Genomic DNA, 23,605 nt, shown 5'->3' with positions numbered 1-23,605 from the left:
CTCGCGGCGGCCCTGGAGGCCGTCCTGATGGTGGTCCAGGAGCCGGTGTCCGAACACCTGCTCGCCGAGGTGCTGGAACACCCCCTGCCCGAGGTGGCCGCCACGCTGCGCACGCTGGCCCTGGAGTACACCACCCAGGGGCGCGGCTTCGACCTGCGCGAGGTGGCCGGCGGCTGGCGCTTCTACAGCCGTCCCGAGCACGCCGCCGCGGTCGAGCGCTTCGTCCTGGACGGGCAGCAGTCCCGGCTCACCCAGGCCGCCCTGGAGACGCTGGCCGTGGTCGCCTACCGCCAGCCGGTCAGCCGCGGCCGGATCGCCGCGGTGCGCGGGGTCAACTGCGACGGGGTGATGCGCACGCTGCTGGCGCGCGGGCTGGTCGAGGAGTACGGGGTCGAGTACGAGACCCAGGCCACGCTGTACCGCACCACCGAATACTTTCTGGAGCGGATGGGCCTGCGTTCGCTGGACGAGTTGCCGGAATTGGCCCCCTTCCTGCCCGAGATCGAGGCCCTGGAGGCCGAGGGCGGGGCCAGTCCGGAGCTGCTGCCGACCCGCGCGGCGTACCCGCTTGCGCGGAGCGGGGATACTGGGAGGGATACCGGGGCGGTGCACACCGATCCCGACGACGGCGAGACGACTACGGAAGATTGATGGCACCCACCAACAGGCAAGGCTCCGGCGGCAACGACCGAGGCAAGGAACGCTCGGTGAACAAGCGCGGGGGCACCGGGCGCGGCAGCAACACTCCGCAGCCCCGGCGGGTCGCCGACGACAACCGTCGCGGCGGCGCGGGTGGGCAGCCGAAGTCGGGCGCCGCGGGCGGCAAGGACCGCCGCCCCTCGGCGAGCACGGGTCGCCCCGACCGCCGGCCCACCACGATGCGCAACACCGAGCGCAACGAGCGGGAGAAGCAGGAGGGCGTGCGGCTGCAGAAGGTGATGGCCGACGCGGGCATCGGCAGCCGCCGGCACTGCGAGAACCTGATCGACGCGGGCCGGGTCCAGGTCAACGACGAGCGGGTCACCGAGCAGGGCATGCGGGTCGACCCGGACACGGTGGAGATCAAGGTCGACGGGATGCGCATCCCGACCCGCCCCGCCGAGACCTACATCGCGTTCAACAAGCCGACCGGCGTGGTCTCCACCATGTACGACCCGGACGGCCGGTTCACCCTCGCCGACTACATCACCGAGTTCGAGCAGCGCCTGTTCCACGTCGGTCGGCTGGACACCGAGACCGAGGGCCTGATCCTGCTCACCAACCACGGCGAGCTGTCCAACCGGCTCACCCACCCCCGCTACGAGGTGCGCAAGACCTACCTCGCCTCGATCCAGGGCCCGATCCCGCGCGACCTGGGCAAGCGGCTCAAGGACGGGGTCGAACTGGAGGACGGCGTCGCGCGCGCCGACAGCTTCCGGATCGTGGACAGCGTCGGCAACAACTACCTCGTCGAGGTGGTCCTGCACGAGGGCCGCAAGCACATCGTCCGGCGCATGCTGGCCGAACTGGGCTTCCCCGTCGAGCGCCTGGTGCGCACGCAGTTCGGCCCGATCCAGCTCGGCGACCAAAAGCCCGGCCGCACCCGCCGGTTGTCCAACGACGAGATCGGGCTGTTGTTCCGCCAGGTCGACCTCTAGGCCCTGGCCGGCGCCATCGGCACAGGCAGCCAACTGCCCTGACGGCCGCGGCAGTTCCACTTCCGGGTGGAACCGCTGCGGCCGTTGTTCGTATCTGGCCGATTCGGTTCCGCCGGACGGTGGGATGGTGCATCGTGGAAGCCCGCACGGGGGGTAGTGGCCGATAACGGTTCGGAACCGGGCGTGTTCCAGTGATCGCGAACGGTGCCCGCGACCCCCCGCACAGCTGCTAGAACGTTGCCGAACACCCGAGGTGTGCCCCGCGCACGGCGGGGCCGACAGCAGGGGGGACGCCACAGTGGTGCTGCCTGTCCGCCGGGGAGCGCCGCGGCCGGCGCCCTCCACACGGCGTTCACGACGGTCGGCCGGAGCGATCGTGCTCGGCGCGCTCGCACTCGCGCTCCTGCCCGGCGCCGCCCGCGCCGCCGACCCGCCGGGGGGAGATCCCAACCTCAAGGTCGCGCCGATCTCCTATGTGGTCCTGGTCGACGAGTCCGGCAGTCTCAAGGGCTCCGATCTGGACCGGGAGAAGGACGCCGCCGGCCTCGCCGCGATCGGCGAACTCTCGCCCGAATCCCGGGTCGGCATGGTCGGCTTCGGCAGCGGCGCTGGATTCAAGCCCGCGGTGGACGTGGTTTGTCCGATGATCCCGGTGTCCGACCCGGCCGCGGCCGGGTGCGCCGGCAAACTGCGCCCACGCACCGACCAGGAGGGCAACAACACCGACATCCCGGCCGCGATCAAGCAGGGCGTGAGCATGCTCCGCTCCGCGCCGGCCGGGCAGCCCAAGGTCTTGTTCATCACCACCGACGGCGCGATGTCCGTGCAGCCGAACGAGGGCTACGGCGCCGACGCCGCGCGGATCCCGGGCGAGTTGGACAAGGCGCTGACCAGTGCGCTGGCCGAGGCCAAGGCGGCGGGCGTACAGATCTGGCCACTGGGTTTCGGCGCCGGGATCGACACCGCGCAGCTGAACCGGATCGCGAGCGGCGGGGCGCCATCCTTCTGCTCGGCCCGCCCCGAGGACGCGCCGAAGGCGTCGGTGATCAAGGATTCGGGCGAGGTCGTCCAGACGCTGCGCAAGGCGTTCGGCAGCGCGCGCTGCGCCGGGGTGACCCAGACCGCCTCGACCGACGTCAACGGCGAGGCCGACTTGGAGGTGACGATCCCCGCGATCGCCACCGACGTGGTCATCCAGGTACAGAAGGCCAACCCGGACATCGACGCCACCTTCTTCGACCCCGACGGCAAGCAGGTCGACGCCGCGCCGGGCACCGAGCGGCGCGGACAGGGTTCGCGGACCGAGACGCTGCGGGTGTCCGACCCGATCGCCGGCAAGTGGCGGATCCACCTCAAGGCGCGCGCCGGCGCATCCGGGCCGGTCAGCGCGGCGGCGTTGTGGCAGGGCGTGGTCAAGTCCTACGTGCAGCTCAACCCGCCGCAGCCGAGCGTGGGCGAATCGGTCCGGTTCAGCGTCTTCCTCCAGACCCGGGAGAAGAACCTCACCGATCCCGCCGCGCTCAAGGGCGTCACGGTGGCCGGGCACGTCGAGGGGGCCGGCCTCAAGGCCGACATCCAGCTCAAGGCCGGTGACAAGGGCGAGTTCTACAGCGACTACCGCATCCCCGGCGGCACCGCGGGCGATGTGCGCTTCACCGGCACCATCACCGCGCCCGGCGTGACCGGCGCCCAGGAGGTCAAGACGGTCACCCTGGGCCAGGGCCCGGCGGCCGTGGGCGTCGAACTAAAATGGGGCGACACCACCATCGAACCCGGCGGCAGCGTCGCCGGCACCGTGCAGTGGAAGGTCACCGACGGCAAGCCGCACACCCTGCGGGTGGTCGCCGACTTCCCGCCGAACGTCGGCATGCGGATCACCGGCGGCGAGCAGCGGGTGAGCGCCGGCTCCGACGCGTTCGGCTTCAAGCTGACCTTCGGCGACAACATCGCCAAGGGCGACCACACCGGCCGGGTCCGGGTGGTGGACACCAGTGACGGCGACAAGGTCCTCGCCGACACCACCCGCACCATCACGGTCGAGCCGCCGCCGGGCTTTTGGGACCGGTACCTGTGGCTGGTGATCGGGGCCGTCGTGCTGATCGCGCTGCTGCTCGGCCTGTTCGGCTACCTCGCCAAGCGGCGCGGGCGGGCCCGGCGGATCGGGCCGATCGTGTTGCGCCTGTACCGCGACGGGCAGCAGATCGGGGTGGAGACCCGGCCGCTGGACGAGCGCGCCGAGGCGATGTGGTTCAAGCTCGACACCACCGCCTTCCCGCCGCAGTTGATCCCGCTGTACCAGCACGAACCCGGAACCGCGTGGACCGTGCGGCGGACCGCCGCGACCGGCACCCTGGACGTGGAGACCCCGCTCGGTACACGTCTGCAGTTGGACATGGGCCGCCCCACCGAGATCGAACCCGGACTGGCGCTCGGCTTCGCCGACGAGCGGGTGCAGGCCGGGCCGGCCGACGGGGCGGGCGGTGCCGCCGATCCGTGGGGCGGCGGCGGGGGTTCCGCCGATCCCTACGGCGGCTACGGCGCGGCCGCGCCCACGGCCGCGCCGCCGCGACCGTACGGCGGCGAGGGGACCTACGGCGCGGAACGGCCGTACAACCCCTACGGCCCGTATGGTTCGGGACCGGCCGCGGAGCCCGGCTCGGGTCCCGGGGCGAACCCGGGCCCCGACGACACCACGTTCGGCTACGGACCACCGCGTTAGTCCCCGGCGCGGGGTCGAAGGCACCTGAACTCGCACGTCACGCACTTTTCGAGGAGGGCCCGTGGCAGCGCAAGGCCGCAGGGGCATGTCCATCCACCAGTCCATGCTGTTCGTGGGCCTGGGCGGTACCGGATGTCTGATCGGAGCCGAACTCGAGCGACGGCTGCGCGAGGAGTTGTGCGGCGCGGACGGCACGGGGCTGATGCAGCGGCTCGGTGGCCAACTCGCCCCGTACCAACTGCCCAACTGCATCCAGTTCGTCTACGCCGACCTGAACGAGAACGAGTTGCAGCGGCAGCGGTTGCGCGCCGCGCCGCCCGCGCACCGGGCCGCCGCCGACCGCAACGCGCACCTGACCACCCAGCTCGTGCCGCCGCTGAACACCTATCCGGAAGTGGCCCGTTCGCTGCGGATCAACGCGGCGGAGGAGACCATCCCCTGGCTGCCCGCCCGTGAGGGCGAGCCCCGGGTGACCCCGCTGCGGCGCGGCGCCGGGCAGTTGCCCACCGTCGGGCGCGCCGCCCTGTTCGAGACCTTCCGGCACGGACTCGCGCCCGCCATGGACCCGCTGCGCCGTGCGGTCGGATTGATCAGCAACGGCAACGACCACCTGATGGCGCTCAGCGGCAGCCAGAACAACCGCAACACCTGCGACGTGTTCGTCGCCTTCTCCATCGCCGGCGGCACCGGGTGCGGGATCTTCTACGACTACCTGCACCTGATCGGCGAGGCGTTCTCGCAAGGCTACGACGGGATCAAGATCTACCCGCTGGTGCTGATGCCGTCCGCGTTCGACGAGGAGCGCGGGGGCGGGCGGCCCGCCGTGCTCAACGCCGGACGTGCGTTGCTCGACCTGTTCCAGCTGGTCGACGACCAGAACGGGCAGTACGCGCAGGAGGAGTTGGACACCGGCCTGGGCGCGCCGGCGGGCAACCTCGCGGTGCGCTACCCCGGTCTGGAGTCGACCCGGCTCAAGGCCGGCACCGTGCAGACCGGCTTCCTGTTCAGCCGCACCAGCGGCATCGAGCGCGAGGACCTGCACCGCTCGGTGGTCTCGCTGGTGATGTCCCTGATCGGGACCGGACTCAACGCCGGCGGGCCGGAGTTGGAGAACGCGGTCGTCCAGGGCGACCTGTACCAGTCGTTCGCGGACAGCTTCATCAACGAGGGTGTGCGACGCGAGGTGCCCGCACCCAGTGGGATCGGCGCCTGCGGGGTCTCCACCAGCCTGGTCGCGTCGATGACCGTGCCGGTGGACGAACTCGCCGACATCGTGGCCGGTCGGCTGCTCGCCCAGGCGGTGCGCGATCTGACCTCGGACGTGCGGGTGTCCGCCGAGGCCAACCTGGAGCAGATCAAGTCGTTCATGTCGGTGTCGGGCCTGAGCGAACTGTGGTTGTGCGCACCGCCGCACGTCGCCGACCCCGCGCCGGCCAAGGGCGCCGCGGGCATCATGCAGGCGCTCAACGCCCGAACCCGGGCGATGGAACAGGCGTTGCGTCAACAGGAGGCGCAACTGCGGACGCATACCGCGCAGTTGGCCGAGGAGTTCAACCACGCTCGCGGAATCCGCCAACTCCTGGCCGACGGAGACCTGTTCCGGGCCCGTCGGGTGCTCTTCGGCGACCGGCGGCTCTACCACGACGCGGACCGGCCCGGGGTCGCCGGTCTGCTCGCGCACTGCAGCACCGAGCCCACCCCGCCGGCCGGGGTCAACGTCAACGCGCCGCACATACCCGCCATCAAGGACCGCGCCGGCGGGGTGGTCAAGGCCAAGTGGGGCGACCCCGAGGTGCAGCGTGCGCTGGCCACGCAGCAGCGCTGGTTCGAGTGGCGTTCGCGGCGCAACTGGCATGCCCAGTGGGGCGCCCAGGCCGAGGTATGGGACCGCAAGATGGTCTACCTGCGGCATGTCGTGGACGGTCTCGCCCAAGCGTTCAACGACCACCGCGACACCGAGGAGGCCAACTTCTCCCGGGCCACCCGCGAGTTGTACCGGCAGCGCTCCGGCGTGTCCTACCTGCTGCCGCCGCAGGGCAACCTGGAGTCGTTCTACCGCCAGGTGTTGCGCCGCTTCGTGGACCGCGAACGGCTGCCCGAGACGTCCGGCGCCGCGCAGATCGTCGGCAAGCTCCTCGGCGCGGGCATCTGGCAACGCGCCTACGAGATGGGCGAGGAGCGCGAGGGCGGCCCGGCTGCGGTCACCTACGTGCGCGACCAGATCAAGCAGCAGGTCAAGACCCTGTTCGTACAGGCCGGCGAGCTGAACGCACAGCCGCTGCTGCCGCCGGTGCGCGACCTGCTCACCCGCGCCGCCACCAAGCGCGGCGCCTCGGTGGGCGAGGAGGACCTGGAACAGTTCGTGCAAAAGCTCGCGGGCATGTTGCCCAACGGCTTCTCGCCCGAGGGCAGCGGCGAGCTCAAGGTGCTGATCGCGCACCCGGGCACCGCGCACGATGCGGACGTGCGGCAATACCTGGAACGGATGCTCAACATTCCCAACGAGCCGTCCCGCAAGATCGAGTTCCGCGCGGTCGAGCAGGAGTCGATCGTGGTGGTGCTCTTCCGCAGCGCGATGAGCCTGACCGAGGTGCCCGAGGTGCGCCAGGTGCTCGCGCAGTGGTCGCGCTCGCTGGACCGGCAGGATCCGGTCGACTTCCTCAAGTGGCGGCAGCGGCTCGGCTTCACCTACGACTGGCTGGCCACCACCGAGGGCCATCGGGCCTACATCCTGCACCGGCTGTTGTGCGCGATGTGGAACGGCCAGGTCGAGGTGGCGCGCGGGGACCGGTCCTCGCCCGAGGTGGTCGACATCCGGCTGCCGCACGGGTCGACGGTGATGAAGCTGCCGCTGCGCCCGTTCGACCGGGCCTCCTCGTGGGGCAGCCTGCTGCGCGCCTACGAGGAGTGGACACTGACCGACGACGCGTCGGTGCGGCGGGAGTTCGCCAAACAGCTGATGCTCACCTACCCCGAGGGGCTGGGCTCGCGCGTGCGCGAACCGGCGCCGCTGTACCGGCACTTCGTGCACGAGGTGGCCCCGCGCCAGGTGCGCACGCTGCAGGAGCTGCGCGATCGGCTGCCCGAGCGCAGCCGGGGCTGGGCGGAGGAGCTGCTGCGGCTGTGGGAGGTCACCCTGCCCGCCGCGCTCGACCTGTCGTTCTCGCACCAGGGCGCCAACCGGGACTCGTTGCGCGAGTTGGAGTATCGGGACGAGGAGGACGGGGGCTACCCGGGCGCGGGGTACGACGACGCGCGCGGGGACGGGTGGGATCGCGCGGCGGACGAGCGCGGCCGGGAGCGGGACCGCCGGCGGGACGAGCGCGACGACGCGTGGGACCGGGAGGCGGACGAGCGGGCTCGGGCGCGGGAACGCGACCGGGACCGGGACCGGGACCGGGACGAGCGTGGTGCGGAGTGGGAGCGGCGCGGGCCCGAGCGGGTGCGGGACGAGCGCGATACGTGGGACGAGCGGAATGCGCGGGATGTACGGGAGGGGCGCGGTCTTCGGGATCGGCGGGACCGGCGGGACGGGCCCGATGCGCGGGACGTGCGTGATGCGCCGGAGGTGCGGGGTCTTCGCGGCGAGCGCGATCCGCGCGAGGTTCGGGACGTGCGCGAGGCGCGGGACGAGCGGGACCGGGTGCGCGAGGACCGGGAGCGGGAGCGCGAAGTCCGGGACCGGGAGCGGCGCGAGGAGCGTCGGCCCCGGGAGGATCGTGCGGACCCGCGGGAGCAGGAGCGCGAGTGGCGGCCCGTTCGGGAGCCGGATGGCCCGGTGTTCGAGAAGGAGGACCGGGAGCGACGGGACGTACCGGAGCCGCGCGGCCGGGACGCGTGGCGCGACGCGGACCCGCCCGAGACGACCCGACCGAGCCTGGACAAGCCGGCGCCGCGGCGCGACGACCGGGACGACCGCGATGCCCCGGAGCGCCGCGGGCGGACCGAGCGGGACGACCCCTACGATCCGTATCCGCCGGCGCTGCCGCGCGCGGATCGGGACGCGCGCGGAGCCCGGGACGCGTACGACCCGCACGCCGCGCGGGATCCGTACGACCCGCACGACCGGCCCGGCCCGGGCGAGCCGGATCCGGACGACGGCACGATCCGCCTCGACGGCCTGGACCGCACCCGGCGGCTCGACCCGCCCGAGGACCACGACGAGCGCGAACTGCCCGGGGGTGGCTGGTGACCGACACCGCCGTTCCGGGCGCGGGCGTCCCGCGCCCGCTGGTGATCGTGGTCGACCTGCGCACCGAGTACGACACGGTGATGGCGGCCCGGACCTTCGCCGACGTGCAGACCGCCTACGCCCGCACTCGGGTGCCCGCAGGGACCCGCAACGTGGACGCCGACCGGGTGCTCGTGCTCGACTCCGTCGACGAGTTGGTGGCGCACCGGCACGCGTACGAGCGGATCTTCGCCGGCATGTACAGCAAGGTCGTGTGCGTCGCGGTCGGCGCGCCCGTGGACGGCTCGATCGTGCTGCGCCGGCCCGGCCAGCTCGCCGGCAGCGACGCGGCCACGCTGTGGGTCGGCGACGTCCGGGGCACCGAGTGGGCGCCGGGGCGGGCACCCGGCGTGGTGCTCACCCCCGACGACGCGGACGCGCTCGCGCCGCTGGTCGACGTGCTGAGCCAGCCCGAGGTGTTCGACCAGGTGCTCGCCGGGGTGACCGAGATGCCCCGCTCGATCGCTGCCCCCGGGATGAACGTGTTCGTGCACCGGATCCGGGACGACGCGGTACGGCGGGCCCGGATCCGCGCCGTGCAGCGGCTGGCCGGCGCCGAGGGTGGGGTCGACGAACCCTGGCCGGAGCCGTTGGCGGCGCTGGCCGACGAGCAGGGCGCCGGGTTGGCCACAACCACCGGCGGGGTGCGCGAGTGTGTGCGGCCGGACGGGGCGCTCGGGGTGCGATGGGCGCATGCCGAGCAGGGGTTCAAGCGGGCCCAGCAGCGGCTGACCGTGCTGGCCGCGCCGGTCGCGCTCTACGGCTCGGCCGGACGCGGCGGGCGCTCGATCGACGGCGAGATCGCCGACGCGGCGACCGTGCTGCGCGACTACCGGGACCTGGTCCGGCAGACCGTGGGCCGGGGCGCGGCAGGATTCGACGCGGACGGGCGGGCCTGGCTGGACCAGGTCGGCGTGGTGATCCCGGAGCCGCCCGGGCTCGGCGCGAACTCGGTGGCCGCGGCCCTGTACACCCGTACCGCCGCCGCATTCGACCGCCCGGAGGGGCTGCGCGGGCTGGCCGAACGGCTGCGCGAACTCGCCGACCGGATCACCCCCGGGGCGGGCGCCGCCCGGGCCCACGAGGTGGACCAGAGCTGCTCGGACGGCTTTTTGACCCGCTACCTGCGCCCGGCCGCGTTCCCGCTCGGCCCCGGTCATGTCGGCATCGTCGGCGGCCTGCTGCTCGGCGCGTTCCTGACCGCTCTGTGGCCCGCCTTCGGCGTGGTCGGCGGGGGACTCGCGGTGGTGCTCGCGCTGCTCGGGTCGATCCTGATCACCGCCCGGCGCCCGGACCGCGAGGGCCGGGCCGTGCTGCCGCCCGAGGCGCTGCCGATGATCGTGGTCACCGGCCTGGTGGCGCTTGTCGGCGCGGTCTGCGGGGTGCTCGCGGGGCGGGCCTGGGATCCGCCGACCGGCGTCGGGCCCCTGGCCCTGGTGCTCGGCCTGGGTGTACTGCTCGTGCTGCCCGGCCTGGACTGGCGGTTGCGGGTGCGGCACTGGGAGCGCGTGCTCGGCCTGGGCGCGGCCACCCGCGCGCTGCACGGGCTGCACGCGCTGCTCGTGCGCACGGTGTGGAACGACTGGGCGCTGGCCGGTCCGCGCCGCGAGGCGGTGGACCGGGCCACCGTGCTGGCCGCGTTGCTGGAGGAGAGCGCCACGCTTTTGACCGACGATGCGGCCGCGCTGGAGCGGCAGTTCACCGGCGAGCCGGCCGGACCGGATCCGGCCGCGCAGAACTTCGGCACCGGCGGCCACCCGACCCCGGGCTTCCTCGGCGCGCCGCCGTATCCCGGCGCGGAGCCGTTCGGCACGGGCGGCCATTCGGCCCCCGGCCGGCCCGCGCCGCCGTCGGGCCCGCCGCCGGGCGCGGCCGGGGCGAGCCTGTACGACACCGTGCTCGGCGACCTCGTGGACGCGCTGCATGCCGCGTTCGAGCCGCTGTGGTCGCTCCTGGAGCGCGACCCGGCGGAGGCCTCCCGGCGCGGCGCGGCGCCCGAACTGCGGCCCGTGCTGCGCGCGTACACCGACCACCTCGCGCACAACGGGGTACAGGCCGCGCCGCCGTTCGGCCGGCAGGGCCAGGACCGCCCGCACGTCGGCGAGGCGGTCGGCGGCGACGCGGACCGCATCGCCGAACTGCTCGGGCAGCCCGCGGCGCACTCGATGTTGCAACTGTGCGCGAGCGACCAGTTGGTCCTGCTCGACCACGTGCCGACGCACACCGTCAGCGTGCGCTTCGCCCCGCGCGGGGTGCGCCCCGCCGTGCGCGAGGCGCTGCGCGAGCGCCGTGCCGGGCACACGATCGAGCACGAACTGGTGTGGACCGGCGGCGGCCGGATGGCCGGTGTGCTGCGCCTGCTGCCGCTGCTGCCCGGCTCGGTGGACGATGCGCGGATCTGGGAGGAGAGCGCCGGCGGCGCCGACCGACCCGGTGCGGGTGACGACCGGTACGACGGCGGATGGGCGCCGTGAGCGGGGGCACGGGGCAGGCGGGCGAGCCGTCGGGCGAGGGCAAGCTCGGCTACACCGACCCCGAGGGCTATTCGGTGGAGCGCCGGGTCGAGTTCGGCCCGGACCGCCCGGCCCCACCCGGGCAGCCGTTCCGGATCCGCGACGTGCGCGACGTGGAGGACGGCAGCGTCTTCGTGCAAAAGCGGCTCGGGCGGCTGGACCCGCGGCGCCGGGTGGGCGCCGAGGCGAGCCTGGAGACCGAGATCCGGGTGCTGCTGCGCCTGGTGCGCACCTTCGGCGGCGCCGGGTATCCGCGCGAGCTGGTCCGGGTGGCCGGGCACGACTTCGACGGGGTCGAGCCGTTCCTGCTCCTGGAGGCGAGCCCCTGCCCGCCCGCCGAGGACGTGGTGGGCAAACTCCTCAGCGAGGAGCAGGACGCGTTCCGCCGGGCGATCTTCCGTACCGTGCGCTACCTCGAGTCGGCCGGCATCGTGCACGGCGACCTGACCCCGAGCAGCGTGCGCTGGCAGCGCGAGCAACGCCGGCTCCAAGTGGTCGACTTCGGGCACGCGGCGCTGGCCGGCGAGCCGCGCAGCAGCCTGGGCACCGCCATGTGGGCCGCGCCGGGGCCGCTGCGCGGGCCCGGGCCGGCCGATCCGCGCGACGACGTCTGGTCGGCCGCGCAGGTCGCCTACCACGTCACCACCGGACGCCCGATCCGCCAGGGCCGCGTCCCGGTCGGCGTGGAGACCCAGGGCCTGCTGCTCGACCTGTTCCAGGGCGTGTTCGAGGCGGAGGCGGTGCGCCGCCCGGGCGCCGCCGAACTGCTGCGCCGACTCGGCGAACCGGACCCGTACGTGGCGGGCCACGCCCAGTACGACCCGCTCGCCGAGGGGCGGCGCGGCTACGAGGCGGCGATGGAGCGCAAACGGCAGCGCATGCCGCTGCCCGGGCAACCGCAGCCGGCGCACCTGGCGGGAACCCGGGACCGACCGCCGCCCGTGCTGCCGCCCAGGCCCCCGGAGCCACCGGGCAGGCCCGGCGAGCCGCCGAGGACCGGTCGGTTTCGGCTCTTCGGGAAGGACCGGATGGGGTGAACGTGACGGGCCGGGTCGGACCGGGCGCATCGGATGAGTCGAACGCGACGGCAGGTGAGGTCGGCTGATGTTGCATCAGATCGTGTACCGCTGGGACCCGGACGGGCTGCTCGGGCGCCGCGGCATCGTTCCGGTCGCCACCTCGCTGGGCCGCGACGAGGTGTTCGGTTGGCACACCCGCACCGGGCTGGCCGAGGCGGTCACCATGGACTACGGCGACCCCGCGTGCCCGGCGTCCAGCGTGTGTCTGCTCGACACCCCGCTCGGAGTGGCGCTGATCCGCCGGGAGTTCTCCGCCGACGCGCGCCGCCAGCGGCTGAACAACTCCGCCCACGTGCTGGTCGGCCCCCGGGACTCGATCGCGCCGTTCGACGCACTCGCGTGGGGCTCGCTGGAGCGGCGCGCGCCCGGGGCACTGGACCTGGACCGGGTCCAGCCGGGCTACGGCCTCAAACCGCTGCCCGACGAGCGCCTGGCCGCGGCCTTCGAGGTCGCCGCCGGCGACCTGCACGAGCAGTCCCAACGACTGGCCGACCCGCTCGAAGTGCTCGTCGCCGCCGTGCTGCGCCGCCCCCGGGCCCGGCTGGCCCTGCTGCCGGCCGGCGCCGAGGACGCCACCGTGCTGCTGTGGGGCCTGCAACACCTGCTCACCGCGCTGCTCCCGGGACCGTGGACGTTCTCCACCTTCGAGGTCGACGACGCGCTCGACGACCCCAACGGGGCGCCGCGCTTCATCGCGCTGCCCCGGGTGCCGTCCGGTCCGCCCGGGCCGCGCGTGCGGGTCGATCTGACCGGCCACGGCGAGCCGTTCGACCCGCACCGCGAACTGGCCCGGCGGATCGTCCGGCACTACGTGGGCTCCGGCTGGGCGGGCTTCCACCGGCTGCTCAACGTCCCCACCGAGGTGCACACGCTGCCCGACGCGGACCGGGTGAACGCGATCCGGCAGCGGCTGGACGCGCTCGGCACCCGTCAGGAGGCCCGGACCACCCGACCGCGCGAGGAGTCGGCGATGGGCCAGGCGCCCGGGCCGGTCGGCGCCCCGCCCGGGACCACCGGCCCGTCCGCCGGCCGGACCGAACCGCGCGACACCCGCGAGCCCACGCGCGGGGCGAGCGAGACGATCACCGTCGTCACCCCGTCCCCCGGCGCCCCGGCGGCCGATCCCACCGACTCGAATCGACCCGTGGTGCGCTGCCCCTTCTGCCTGGACCTGGTCCGCTGGAACGAGAACGACCTCTACGAGCGCGACGCGCGGCTGCGCTACGCACGGGTCGACCTGAGCACGGTCACCGACCCGGTCAAGCGGCACGACCGCATGATCACCACCTTCATGCGCTGCCCCAACCCCACGGGCGACGAGGAGCGCGAGCACTTCCTGCCGACCAACTACATGATCCACGAACCGCCGCTGGTGGTCGGGCTGATCGGCGACGGCCTCTCCGGCAAGACCCACCTGCTGGCCGCGATGATCGCCGAGATCGACGCCGGCGGGCTGCGCCAATACGGGGTGACACACGTGCCGGTGGACGCCGGCCACCATCAGGAATACCTGCGGGACCGGGTCGACCTGTTGCAGCGCGGACAGATGCTCGCGACCACGGTCAACCACCAGGGCAACCTCGTGCAGTTCGCCGACGCGCTGCTGCTGCGCGTCGGCGGGCGGACCCGGCCGATCGCCTTCTTCGACGTCAGTGGCGAGGACCTGGCCCGAGGCGGCCGGGAGATGCAATTCCTGGCCGCCGCCGACGCGTTCGTGTTCGTGGTGGACCCGGTGGTCGCGGTCGACCTGCCGGAGCTGCGCCGGCTGACCCGCGACGGCGAGGACACCGCGGGCCTGCGCCGGGGCGACCGCACCTTCGCCGCCGTGATGGACCGGCTGCCGCGTACGGCCGCGCTGCTCGACCAACCGGTCGCCGTCGCGGTCACCAAGTCCGACCTGATCCGTTTCGAGCCGCCCGTGGACGCCTGGTTGGGCTCGCAGCCGCCCCGACCCGGGGTGGTGGACCCGGCCCGCACGGACGCGGAGAGCCGCGACGTGTACTCGTTCCTGTACGCGCACGACGCCGGCGCCTGGCTCAGCCCGTTCGAGGAATTCCGGCGCTGCACCATGCACTTCGTCTCGGCGACCGGCGCGCGTGAGCGGGACGGGCACTTCCCCGGCGGCATCCGCCCGCGCCGGGTTCTGGAACCGGTGGTGTCCATCCTCGCGATGTGCGGCATGCTCGATCAGGCCGACATCGAGCGGGTGGGGGTGTGAGATGGCATCGGACGGGGTGGGCGCCACAGAGGATCGACTGGACGAGATCGTCTATCGCTGGAGCTACGAACACCTCCTGGGCGGTCGCGGTATGGGTCCGGTCGCCACGTCGCTGGGTCTGAACGAACTCCGGGACTGGCACGGCGGCTTGGAGCAGCACGTCTCGATGGACCGCTCGCTGCCGGAGACCCCCGCCTGGAGCTTTTGCCGGGTACGCCTGGAGAACCGGCACGCCCTGGTGTTGCGCGAGGCCGCGGTCCACGCCGGCAACCGACCGGGAACCAACGCGCACGTTCTGGTGGACCCCGAACTCAGCGTCGCGGCCCACACGATGCTGGCCACCGCCTGGCTGCACGAGGAGCGCGGCGGCGGGCTCACCGGGTCCAGGACCCCGCTCGCCGAGGTGCCCGAGAACGTACCGCTGCGCGGCACCACGATCCGCCCGGAGGCGTTCGACCCGGTCATCCAGGGGCAACTGCGCGAGCGGGCCCGGGCCCGGCCGGACCTCCTCGAGGTCGTGCTCGCGGCCGTACTGCGTGACCATCGCCGCACCTTCACCCTGCATCAGAACGACGTCGGCGCGGACATGGTGCCGCTGTTGTGGGGCGTGTTCGACCTGGCGCAGCCGATCGCGCCCGGGATGTGGACCTTCTCCACCTACGAGACCAGCGACGCGGCGCTGAAGCCGCGCTTCGTCCTGGTCCCGCGCTGGCCGAACGCGCCGGAGCCGGCCAACCGGCTGCGGATCGACCCGCGTGCCGAACCGCAGCCGGGACAGGACGTGTTCCGCGACGCCGCCGGGCTGCTGGTGCAGCTGTACTGCACGCGTCCGTGGGCCGAGGTGGATGGGCTGCTGGCCCGGATCGAGACGGCGATCGGCGCCGACGGGGCGTCGTATGGGGAGGTCGCCGATCTGGTGCTGGCGCTCGAATCGGACGCGACCAGGCTGACACCGGCGGTCGCCGCCGCGCCGCGCGAGAGCCGGGCGCCGCAGCCGCCCCGGGCCGCGCAGCCGCCGCGGGCACCGCAGGCACCGCCCGAGCCGCCCGTGCCGGCTGTGTCTCAGGCCGACGCCGAGCGGTGGGAGAACGGCTACACGGAGACCTGGATCAACGGGAGCGAGGACGACGAGCCGGACTCCGCGGGCGAGCCCGGTGGCCCTACCGAGCAGGATCGGTACGGCAGGGGCGCCGCGTCGGAGTACGCGCGGCCGGGCCAATCGCCGCCCGGGCCCGGGCAGCCGGGTTCGGCGCCGCCGGGGTTCGGGCGATCCGGGCAGGCCGACGCGTGGCGGGTGGGCGACGGGGCGAACCGGGCCGGGCCGATGCCGGCGTACCGTCCGACGGTGGGCGGCGACGCAGCGGTGCCGCCCCGCCCGGATCGGCTCGCCCCTGCGCCGGGCGCGTCCCCCCGCCCCGAGTCCGGCTCGGGCGGCCGTCCGGTGTTGCCCTCCGACGGCCCGACGGGCCGACTCGCGCGCGGCACGTGGGACCAGGGGGAGTGGGAACGCCTGGGCGCCTCCCGCAACGGCTACACCGTGCTGGGGGTGGCCGACGGGCTGCTGGCCCGGAGCAACGGACACGAGACGAACGAGTTCCGCGACGTACTCACCCGGGTCGACTCCGCTTCGCTCGCGGTTGCGCTGCTGCTCGCCCGGCCGCCGCTGCTGGCCCCGGTGGTGTACCGGCTGGATCGGCTCCTGCATCCCGCCTACGGCGACGGCGGCCGGCCGGAGCGGCACACCAGGCAGACCTACGCGACAGTGCTCGGCCGGCTGCACGAGGACATCAACACCCTCGACACCTGCGGCGCCCCGAGGGAGACGCTGTGTCGGGTGGTGGAGATGCTGGCCCGGCTCACCGTGGCCGAGGTCAAGCGGCCCAGATTCGGCGCCGATGTGCTGTCCACGCTGGCCGTCGACGTCGCGGGCACGGTCTGGGCCCTTCGGACGTCTTTGCGGGTGTGGGCGGATTATCAGAACGTGCTCGTGGACGTGCTGTGTTCCTCCCGCCATCGCGAGCCGTTTCTGCTCGAGATGGGGCGACTGACCGTGGAGAGCTTCCAGACCATGCCGCACAGGACGGGACCGTAGCCATGACGGCACGCACGGCACGCACGGCGCAGCCGGGAGGGAACCAGCCGCCGACCGGGGCCGAGGCGGACGGTTTCCGCCAGATCGTCTACCGGCGCCAGGACGACAGCCTGCTCGGCGGGCGCGGCCTGGGGCCGATCGCCTCCTCCGTGTCCCGGGACGAACTGTTGGGCTGGCACGACGAGTTGCGTGAGCATGTCGCGGTCGACGCGGAGGACCGGGGGGCGCCGGTGACCAGCGTGGCGCTGGTGCACACCGGTCGCGGCGCGGCGGTGGTCCGGCGCGAGTACGTGGTCGACGGGAACAACGCCCGCGTGTTGCTCGACCCCGGCCGCGATCTGGGCCCGCATGCCGCGCTCGTGCTCACCCAGGAGGCCGTGTGGGCGGGGGAGCCGGCCCTGGAGGACATCCCGCGCGGCTACGGACTCGCGCCGCTGGCCCCGGACTTCGTGGCCGCCGCGCTGGACGGGCACGCCGAGCGGCTGCGCGGCCGGGCACGCGAGCAGGCCTACCTGTTGGAGGTCGCGGTCGCCGCCGTGCTGCGGCATCCGGGCCGGTTCTTCTCGTTCCGGCAGGCGGACGTGGGGATCGATCCGGTGCCGATGTTGTGGGGGTTGTCCGACCTGCTCCTGTGGCTGGTGCCGGTGTCCTTCACGTTCTCCACCTTCGAGACGCTGGACCACTCGGGCAAGCCGAGGTTCGTGGTGCTGCCGCGCCGGCCGCGCGACGCGCAGCCGTGGGCGGGCCGCTACCGGTTGGTGGTGGGGGAGGAGCCCAAGGCCGGTTCGGACGTGCACGCGCACGCGGCGGCGCTGCTGGTGAGCCGGTACACCGACACCGATTGGCCGGGGATCCACCGGCTTCTGGAGGGCATGCGCGACCTGCGGCCGCTGCCGCACGAGCGGGCCGAGGAGCGGTCGCGGGAGATCTGCGCCCGGTTGGGACGGCGCGGCTCGGGCGCTGGGTCCGGGTCGGGTGCGGGGTCGGGTGCGTCGGTGGGCGCGCCGATGCCGCCCGCGCCCGCGCGTGCGCCGTTGTTCGAGCCCGCGCCGGTGTCGGTGCCCGCGCCGACGCGCGCCGCCGCCGTGCCCGCGCCGGTTCGGGATCGGGGGCCGGCGATCGAGAAGGCGCTGGTGCCCGCGGCGGAGCGGGTACGGCAGGGCGGCGCGGCGGCGCGGGGCGAGCGGGAGCCCCGGGTGGTGACGGTGTCCACGGCCGAGGAGGAGCCGGCGTTCCCCTACCCGGCGGAGCCGTCGGCTCCCCGGGCCGCGCCGACCGTGTCGCCGCCCCGGTCGTCGTTGCCGTACTCGGCTCCGGCCGCCGCGAGCGCGGAGCCCGCGGATGTGACCTGGTACGCGGACGACGGCGCGGTGTTCGAGGAGATCGAGGACGCCTTCACCGGGCCGTGGCCGGGCTTCGAGGAGGAGCGCGGCGAACTGCCGATACCCGCGCTGCCGCACACCGACGACGACCTCGACGCGGACCCGGACGCCGAGCCGCGCGCCGAGCCGGGCGCGGTCGGTGGACCCGAGAGCCCGCCGACCCCGGGCGCGCCGCCGACCAGCGCCGGGAACGCGCCGTGGAGCGTGTGGGCCGAATTCGGCATTCCGGACACCGAGGTGAACAAGATACGGCGCGCGGTCAAGCGCCTTCCGGACAAGCCGACGTTGCGCGAACGGGCGCTCGGCGGCGGCGCGGCCAAGACCGAGATCGCCACGATCGACAACATCGTCACCCTCGCGGTCGCGTTGCGGTTGGCCGACCTGCGGGTGTTGCCGGTGATCGCGGACCGGTTGACCACGCGCCTGGAACAGCGCCGCCGCCAGCTCGCCCCCGAGGCGTGGAATCCGGACGACATGCGGGCGATGCGGGAAACGGTGCTGGACGCAGAACAGTTCGGGGACCGCCTGGAGGCGGCCGGCGCGGGCGAGAAGCGCACCCGCAAGCTGCTCGAACAGCTTCTCGTGGTGGTGCTGGCCCCCAAGACCGACACGAAGGGGGTGCTGCGCCAGATCGCGATCTGCGTACTCTCCGACCGCCGGGACCGGTCCCCGAACCCGCTGATCGAGGAAATCCTCCTCAACAGCCAATGGGGCGAAGACTTCCGCACCGAACTCGGCCGCCGCTGGTCCGAACAGAACCCACCCCGCTGAAGCCTCCCGGCGAGGGGGGCGCGGGGCGCCGGGTTCGGAAAAAGATTCTTCGGTCGGTGGTGTCGAGATCGTGTGGCCGGCTTCGTCCCCGGGGTGAGCGCGACCACAATGGGCGCACCGGTATCGAGGAGAACGATCATGGCCAAGTACCTGCTGCTCAAGCACTACCGCGGCGCGCCGGCCTCGGTCAACGACGTGCCGATGGACCGTTGGACGCCGGAGGAGATCTCCGCGCACGTGGGATACATGAACGACTTCGCGGACCGGCTGAAGGAGACCGGCGAGTTCGTCGACAGCCAGGCGCTGACCCCGCAGGGGGCGTGGGTCCGGTACGACGGCGAGGGGCGTCCGCCGGTCACCGACGGCCCGTTCGCCGAGACCAAGGACCTGATCGCCGGTTGGATGATCATCGACGTCGACACCTACGAGCGCGCCGTCGAGCTGGCCGGGGAACTGTCGGCCGCCCCCGGCGCGGGCGGCAAGCCGATCCACGAATGGCTGGAGGTGCGCCCGTTCATGAGCGCCTCGCAGCACACCATCGCGGAGTGACGTGACCACCGGCATGAACGAGGCACTGCTTCGCGGCCTCACGCCGAGCGTGCTCGGGATCCTCGTCCGCCGCGGAGCCGACTTCGCGGCGGCCGAGGACGCCGTACAGGACGCGCTGGTCGAGGCGATCCGGGTCTGGCCGACCGACCCGCCGCGGGACCCGAAGGGCTGGTTGGTCACCGCGGCCTGGCGCAAGTTCCTCGACGCGACCCGCGCGGACGCGGCCCGACGTCGGCGTGAGGACCTCGTCGACGATGAGCCGGAGCCGGGACCCACGCCCGCGGCGGACGACACGCTCCGGCTCTACTTCCTGTGCGCCCACCCGTCGCTGACCCCGTCCTCGGCCGTCGCGCTCACGCTGCGCGCCGTCGGCGGGCTGACCACGCGCCAGATCGCCCGGGCCTACCTGGTGCCCGAGGCGACCATGGCGCAGCGCATCAGCCGGGCCAAGCGCACGGTCTCCGGCGTGCGGTTCGACCGGCCCGGCGACGTGGCCACCGTGTTGCGGGTGTTGTACCTGGTCTTCAACGAGGGGTACTCCGGGGACGTGGACCTGGCCGCCGAGGCCATCCGGCTCACCCGGCAGCTCGCCGCCGCGATCGACCACCCGGAGGTCGCGGGCCTGCTCGCGCTGATGCTGCTCCACCACGCGCGCCGCGCCGCGCGGACCGCGCCGGACGGCGGCCTGGTGCCGCTCGCCGAGCAGGACCGGGGCCGGTGGGACACCCGGATGATCGCCGAGGGCGTGACGATTTTGCAGGCGGCGCTGGCCCGTGACCGGCTGGGCGAGTTCCAGGCGCAGGCCGCGATCGCGGCGCTGCACGCCGACGCGCCGACCGCCGAGGAGACCGACTGGGTGCAGATCGTCGAGTGGTACGACGAGCTGGTGCGCCTGACCGACAACCCCGTCGTCCGGCTCAACCGCGCGGTGGCCGTGGGCGAGGCCGACGGACCGCGCGCCGGATTGGCGATACTCGCGACGCTGGACGACTCGCTGCCGCGCCACACGGCGGTGGCGGCGTACCTCCACGAACGCGCGGGCGACCCGACGACGGCGGCCCGCCTGTACGCCGAGGCGGCCCACCAGGCCGGCAACCTCGCCGAACGCGACCACCTGACCCGCCAGGCCGCGCGTCTCCACGCGCGTCGCTGACCGCGGAGCGGGCGCGGGTCCTCATGCGCCGGACGGGCTGGGTGTCCCGCTCGCCTGCGCCCGATGCCGGGCGGGCAGCGTGCGGGCCGGCCTGCGGCCCGCCGGTCCTCATGCGCCGGATGGGCTGGGGTGTCGGTTCGCCTGTGTGCAATGCCGGATCGGCAGGGTGCGGGCCGGCCTGCGGCCCGCTGGTCCTCATGCGCCGGACGGGCTGGGTTTGTGGTCCGAGCGTTTTCGGTCCGGCCGGGCCGGGCCGGTTTGGTTCGGCCTTCGGTCGGGTGTCCTCAAGCGCCGGACGGGCTGGGTTTGTGGTCCGAGCGTTTTCGGTCGGGCCGGGCCGGGTTGGTTCGGTTCGGCTTTCGGTCGGGTGTCCTCAGGCGCCGGACGGGCTGGGGTGTCGGTTCGGATCGGCAGGGTGCGGGCCGGCCTGCGGCCCGCTGGTCCTCAAGCGCCGGACGGGCTGGGTTTGTGGTCCGAGCGTTTTCGGTCGGGCCGGGCCGGGTTTGGTTCGGTTCGGCCTTCGGCCGGGTGTCCTCAAGCGCCGGACGGGCTGGGTTTGTGGTTCGAGCGTTTTCGGTTGTTTTTATGCGTCGGAGGGTTGGCTTGCCGGTGGGGTCAGCGTTGTACGGTCCAGCCGCTGTTGCGTAGGGCTTGGGTGAGGGCTTCGGCGTGTTGGGGGGCTACCTGGAGTTCGGCCAGGCCGGCTGGGCGGCCTTGGGCGTGGTCGATGCGGATGTCTTCGATGTTGACCCCTGCGCGGCCGACGTCGGCGAACAGGCGGGCCAGCTCGCCCGGGCGGTCGGGGACCACCACCGGGATCGCCTCGTACACCGCGGCCGGTTCGCCGTGCTTGCCCGGGATCCGGGCGTGGCCGGCGTTGCCGCGCCGCAGCAGCGCCTCGATGCCGCGCGTGCCCACCTCCCGCTTGACCGCGTCGTCGGCCGCCAGCGACCGCAACGCGCCCACCACGGCGTCCAGATCCCCGGCGAGGCCCGCCAGCACATCGGCCACCGCCTCGGCGTTGGCGCCCAGGATGTCGATCCACAGCCGCGGGTCGGAGCCCGCGATCCGGGTCACGTCCCGCACCCCCTGCCCCGCGAGCCGGGTGTCGGTGTCCTGCGCGTGTTCCAGCCGCGCCGCCATCAGCGCGGACACCAGGTGCGGCGCGTGCGACACCAGCGCCACCGCGTGGTCGTGGTCGCGCGGCTTCATCACCACCGGCACGGCGCGACACAGCGACACCATCTCCAGCGCCCGGTTGAGCGTCTCGGTGTCGGTCTCCCGCGAGGGCGTGAGCACCCACGGCCGGCCCTCGAACAGGTCGCCGCGCGCCGCCAGCGGCCCGGAGCGCTCCCGCCCGGCGAGCGGATGCCCGCCGATGTAGCGCCCGAGGTCGCAGCCCAGCGCGGCGATCTCGGCCAGCGGCTGCTCCTTCACGCTCGCCACGTCGGTGTAGCTCAGCGCCAGCCGCGACTCCTGTACCTGCCACAGGGTTTCCGCGATCCGCCCCGGCGGCACCGCGAGCACCGCCAGGTCCACCGGCTCGGCCGGCACCGCGTCCAGGCCCGCGCCCATCGCCGCCGCCGTCTGCACCGCGGTCCTGTCGTGATCGCGCAGATACACCGTGACCCCGCGCAAGGTCAGCGCGAGCGCGACGGATGTGCCGATCAGTCCGGTGCCGACCACGGCGGCGGTACGCACGACGGGAACTCCAAGGGGCGGGTGACGGAATAATGGGGGAACCGATCAAGGCTATCCGTGACGGTACCCTCGGGCGGTGTCCTATCGCCCCGCGGCCTCCGCAGCGCCGCCCGGTTCGGCAATACCCGTGACGGCCCCCGGGCCGGCAAGCAGCCAGACAAGTGAAAGGTCGGCGACCGTGGAAGCCCGTACGCCGCTCGCGACCGCCGTGGTCGCCATCGACGGCCCGTCCGGTTCCGGAAAGTCCAGCGTCTCGCGGGCGGTCGCCGCCCGCCTGGGCCTGCGCTACCTGGACACGGGCGCGATGTACCGGGCGATGACGTGGTGGATGCTCACCAACGGCGTCGACATCCACGACCCGGCCGCGGTGGCCGCGGCCGCCGACAAGCCGCAGATCGTCTCCGGGACCGCGCCGGACGGGCCCACCATCACCGTCGACGGCCGGGACGCGGCCGGCCCGATCCGTACCGACGAGGTGACGAAGGCGGTCAGCGCGGTCAGCGCCGTACCCGAGGTGCGCACCCGCCTGGTCGACCTGCAGCGGGCGGTGATCGGCGCGGGCGGCATCGTGGTCGAGGGCCGCGACATCGCGAGCGTGGTGGCCCCCGACGCGCCGGTCAAGGTATACCTGACCGCCTCCGAGGCGGCCCGCGCCGCGCGCCGCAACGCCGAGCTGACCGGTACGCAGGCCACCAGCGTCGAGGACACCCGGGCCGACCTGGCCCGCCGGGACGCGCTGGACTCGGGTCGCGCGGTCGCCCCCGCCGGGATGGCCGAGGGCGCCATCCTGGTCGACACCACCGAACTGAACCGCGAACAGGTGGTCGACCACCTGCTCGCCCTGGTCGCGGAACACGTGCGGTGACCGCGACCCTCGGCACCACCGCCAAGCCCGCGCCCGCCAAGCCCGCACCCCCCAGGCCCCCGCTCGCCGGCGCCGCGCACTTCATCGGCGAGCCGCTGCTGCGCAGCTTCTGGAAGGTGCGCGCGCTGGGCACCTGGCACGTACCGACGAGCGGCCCGGTGATCCTGGCGGGCAACCACGCCAACTTCGTCGACGGGCCGATGCTCTTCGCGTTCGCCCCGCGACCCACGCAGGTGCTGGTCAAGCGCGAGATGTTCGCCGGCGCGCTCGGCCCGATACTGCGCGGGATCGGCCACATCCCGGTCCAGCGCGGCGTCGCGGACCGCCGGATGATCACCGATTCGCTCGACGTGCTGGCCGCCGGCGGCGCGCTCGGGGTCTTCCCCGAGGGCACGCGGGGACAGGCCGACTTCTCGGCAGTGCACAATGGACTTGCATATCTGGCATTGCGCTCCGGGGCACCCATCGTCCCGGTGGCCTGCCTCGGCACCGGTGCGCGGGGATCCTCGATCGGTGCATTGCCGGGTCTGCGCTCCCGGATCGACGTGGTCTACGGCAAGCCCTTCCGGGCCGTCGAGAACGCCGACCGCCGGGCCACCCGCAAGGCCGTCCAGGCCGCGTCCGACCGCATCGTCGAACGGCTCACCGCGCACCTGCGCGAGGCCGAGCGGATGACCGGTCGCGCCGGCTGACCC

General features: G+C 73.7%; 14 protein-coding genes. 13 read left to right on the top strand and 1 reads right to left on the bottom strand.

Annotation, left to right across the window (positions count from 1 at the left end):
- Positions 1 to 27 precede the first annotated feature (27 nt).
- The 11 genes from scpB (at position 28) to ACFXKZ_RS39390 (ending at position 20,344) form a co-directional block, all read left to right on the top strand.
- On the top strand, positions 28 to 651 hold the full coding sequence (scpB, locus tag ACFXKZ_RS39440; RefSeq protein WP_380008628.1) for an SMC-Scp complex subunit ScpB: 624 nt from the start codon (positions 28 to 30) through the stop codon (positions 649 to 651).
- Complete coding sequence (locus ACFXKZ_RS39435; RefSeq protein WP_380008482.1) at positions 651 to 1,637, top strand: pseudouridine synthase; 987 nt, start codon at positions 651 to 653, stop codon at positions 1,635 to 1,637. Before scpB ends, ACFXKZ_RS39435 begins: the two co-directional genes overlap by 1 nt.
- Before the next feature lie 376 nt (positions 1,638 to 2,013).
- Positions 2,014 to 4,356 carry a VWA domain-containing protein gene (locus tag ACFXKZ_RS39430; protein ID WP_380008479.1) on the top strand — a complete coding sequence of 781 codons (2,343 nt, stop codon included), beginning with the start codon at positions 2,014 to 2,016 and terminating at the stop codon, positions 4,354 to 4,356.
- Positions 4,357 to 4,417: 61 nt separating this feature from the next.
- Positions 4,418 to 8,548 carry a tubulin-like doman-containing protein gene (locus ACFXKZ_RS39425; protein WP_380008476.1) on the top strand — a complete coding sequence of 1,377 codons (4,131 nt, stop codon included), beginning with the start codon at positions 4,418 to 4,420 and terminating at the stop codon, positions 8,546 to 8,548.
- A complete protein-coding gene (locus tag ACFXKZ_RS39420) occupies positions 8,545 to 11,061 on the top strand; it encodes a hypothetical protein (RefSeq protein ID WP_380008473.1) in 2,517 nt (838 codons plus the stop codon). The genes ACFXKZ_RS39425 and ACFXKZ_RS39420 overlap by 4 nt, the downstream gene beginning before the upstream one ends.
- A complete protein-coding gene (locus ACFXKZ_RS39415) occupies positions 11,058 to 12,137 on the top strand; it encodes a hypothetical protein (protein WP_380008470.1) in 1,080 nt (359 codons plus the stop codon). Before ACFXKZ_RS39420 ends, ACFXKZ_RS39415 begins: the two co-directional genes overlap by 4 nt.
- 67 nt (positions 12,138 to 12,204) lie before the next feature.
- Positions 12,205 to 14,397 (top strand): hypothetical protein, encoded by a 2,193-nt coding sequence (locus tag ACFXKZ_RS39410; protein WP_380008467.1) that lies wholly within the window; start codon positions 12,205 to 12,207, stop codon positions 14,395 to 14,397.
- Between the two features lies 1 nt (position 14,398).
- Positions 14,399 to 16,489 carry a hypothetical protein gene (locus tag ACFXKZ_RS39405; RefSeq protein ID WP_380008464.1) on the top strand — a complete coding sequence of 697 codons (2,091 nt, stop codon included), beginning with the start codon at positions 14,399 to 14,401 and terminating at the stop codon, positions 16,487 to 16,489.
- Positions 16,490 to 16,491: 2 nt separating this feature from the next.
- Complete coding sequence (locus ACFXKZ_RS39400; RefSeq protein WP_380008461.1) at positions 16,492 to 18,642, top strand: hypothetical protein; 2,151 nt, start codon at positions 16,492 to 16,494, stop codon at positions 18,640 to 18,642.
- A gap of 138 nt (positions 18,643 to 18,780) precedes the next feature.
- On the top strand, positions 18,781 to 19,191 hold the full coding sequence (locus tag ACFXKZ_RS39395; protein WP_380008459.1) for a YciI family protein: 411 nt from the start codon (positions 18,781 to 18,783) through the stop codon (positions 19,189 to 19,191).
- Between the two features lie 13 nt (positions 19,192 to 19,204).
- A complete protein-coding gene (locus ACFXKZ_RS39390; protein WP_380008625.1) occupies positions 19,205 to 20,344 on the top strand; it encodes an RNA polymerase sigma factor in 1,140 nt (379 codons plus the stop codon).
- Between the two features lie 615 nt (positions 20,345 to 20,959).
- Here ACFXKZ_RS39390 and ACFXKZ_RS39385 read toward each other — a convergent pair.
- Positions 20,960 to 22,045: a prephenate dehydrogenase gene (locus tag ACFXKZ_RS39385; protein ID WP_380008456.1), complete on the bottom strand. Its 1,086-nt coding sequence runs from the start codon at positions 22,043 to 22,045 to the stop codon at positions 20,960 to 20,962.
- A 178-nt stretch (positions 22,046 to 22,223) separates the two neighbouring features.
- Between ACFXKZ_RS39385 and cmk the strand changes: the two genes are divergently transcribed.
- Together cmk and ACFXKZ_RS39375 are read left to right on the top strand one after the other, a co-directional pair.
- On the top strand, positions 22,224 to 22,910 hold the full coding sequence (cmk, locus tag ACFXKZ_RS39380; RefSeq protein ID WP_380008453.1) for a (d)CMP kinase: 687 nt from the start codon (positions 22,224 to 22,226) through the stop codon (positions 22,908 to 22,910).
- A complete protein-coding gene (locus ACFXKZ_RS39375) occupies positions 22,907 to 23,602 on the top strand; it encodes a lysophospholipid acyltransferase family protein (RefSeq protein WP_380008450.1) in 696 nt (231 codons plus the stop codon). The genes cmk and ACFXKZ_RS39375 overlap by 4 nt, the downstream gene beginning before the upstream one ends.
- Positions 23,603 to 23,605 lie beyond the last annotated feature (3 nt).

It is taken from the genome of Embleya sp. NPDC059237 (genome assembly GCF_042754105.1).
Classification (GTDB): domain Bacteria; phylum Actinomycetota; class Actinomycetes; order Streptomycetales; family Streptomycetaceae; genus Embleya.
This window is presented reverse-complemented; position numbering and strand designations above follow the sequence as displayed.

Coding starts and splice junctions, on each gene's coding strand:
- scpB (WP_380008628.1), top strand. CDS start 28: ATGGTGGTCCAGGAGCCGGTGTCCGAACACCTGCTCGCCGAGGTGCTG.
- ACFXKZ_RS39435 (WP_380008482.1), top strand. CDS start 651: ATGGCACCCACCAACAGGCAAGGCTCCGGCGGCAACGACCGAGGCAAG.
- ACFXKZ_RS39410 (WP_380008467.1), top strand. CDS start 12,205: ATGTTGCATCAGATCGTGTACCGCTGGGACCCGGACGGGCTGCTCGGG.
- ACFXKZ_RS39405 (WP_380008464.1), top strand. CDS start 14,399: ATGGCATCGGACGGGGTGGGCGCCACAGAGGATCGACTGGACGAGATC.
- ACFXKZ_RS39400 (WP_380008461.1), top strand. CDS start 16,492: ATGACGGCACGCACGGCACGCACGGCGCAGCCGGGAGGGAACCAGCCG.
- ACFXKZ_RS39395 (WP_380008459.1), top strand. CDS start 18,781: ATGGCCAAGTACCTGCTGCTCAAGCACTACCGCGGCGCGCCGGCCTCG.
- ACFXKZ_RS39390 (WP_380008625.1), top strand. CDS start 19,205: ATGAACGAGGCACTGCTTCGCGGCCTCACGCCGAGCGTGCTCGGGATC.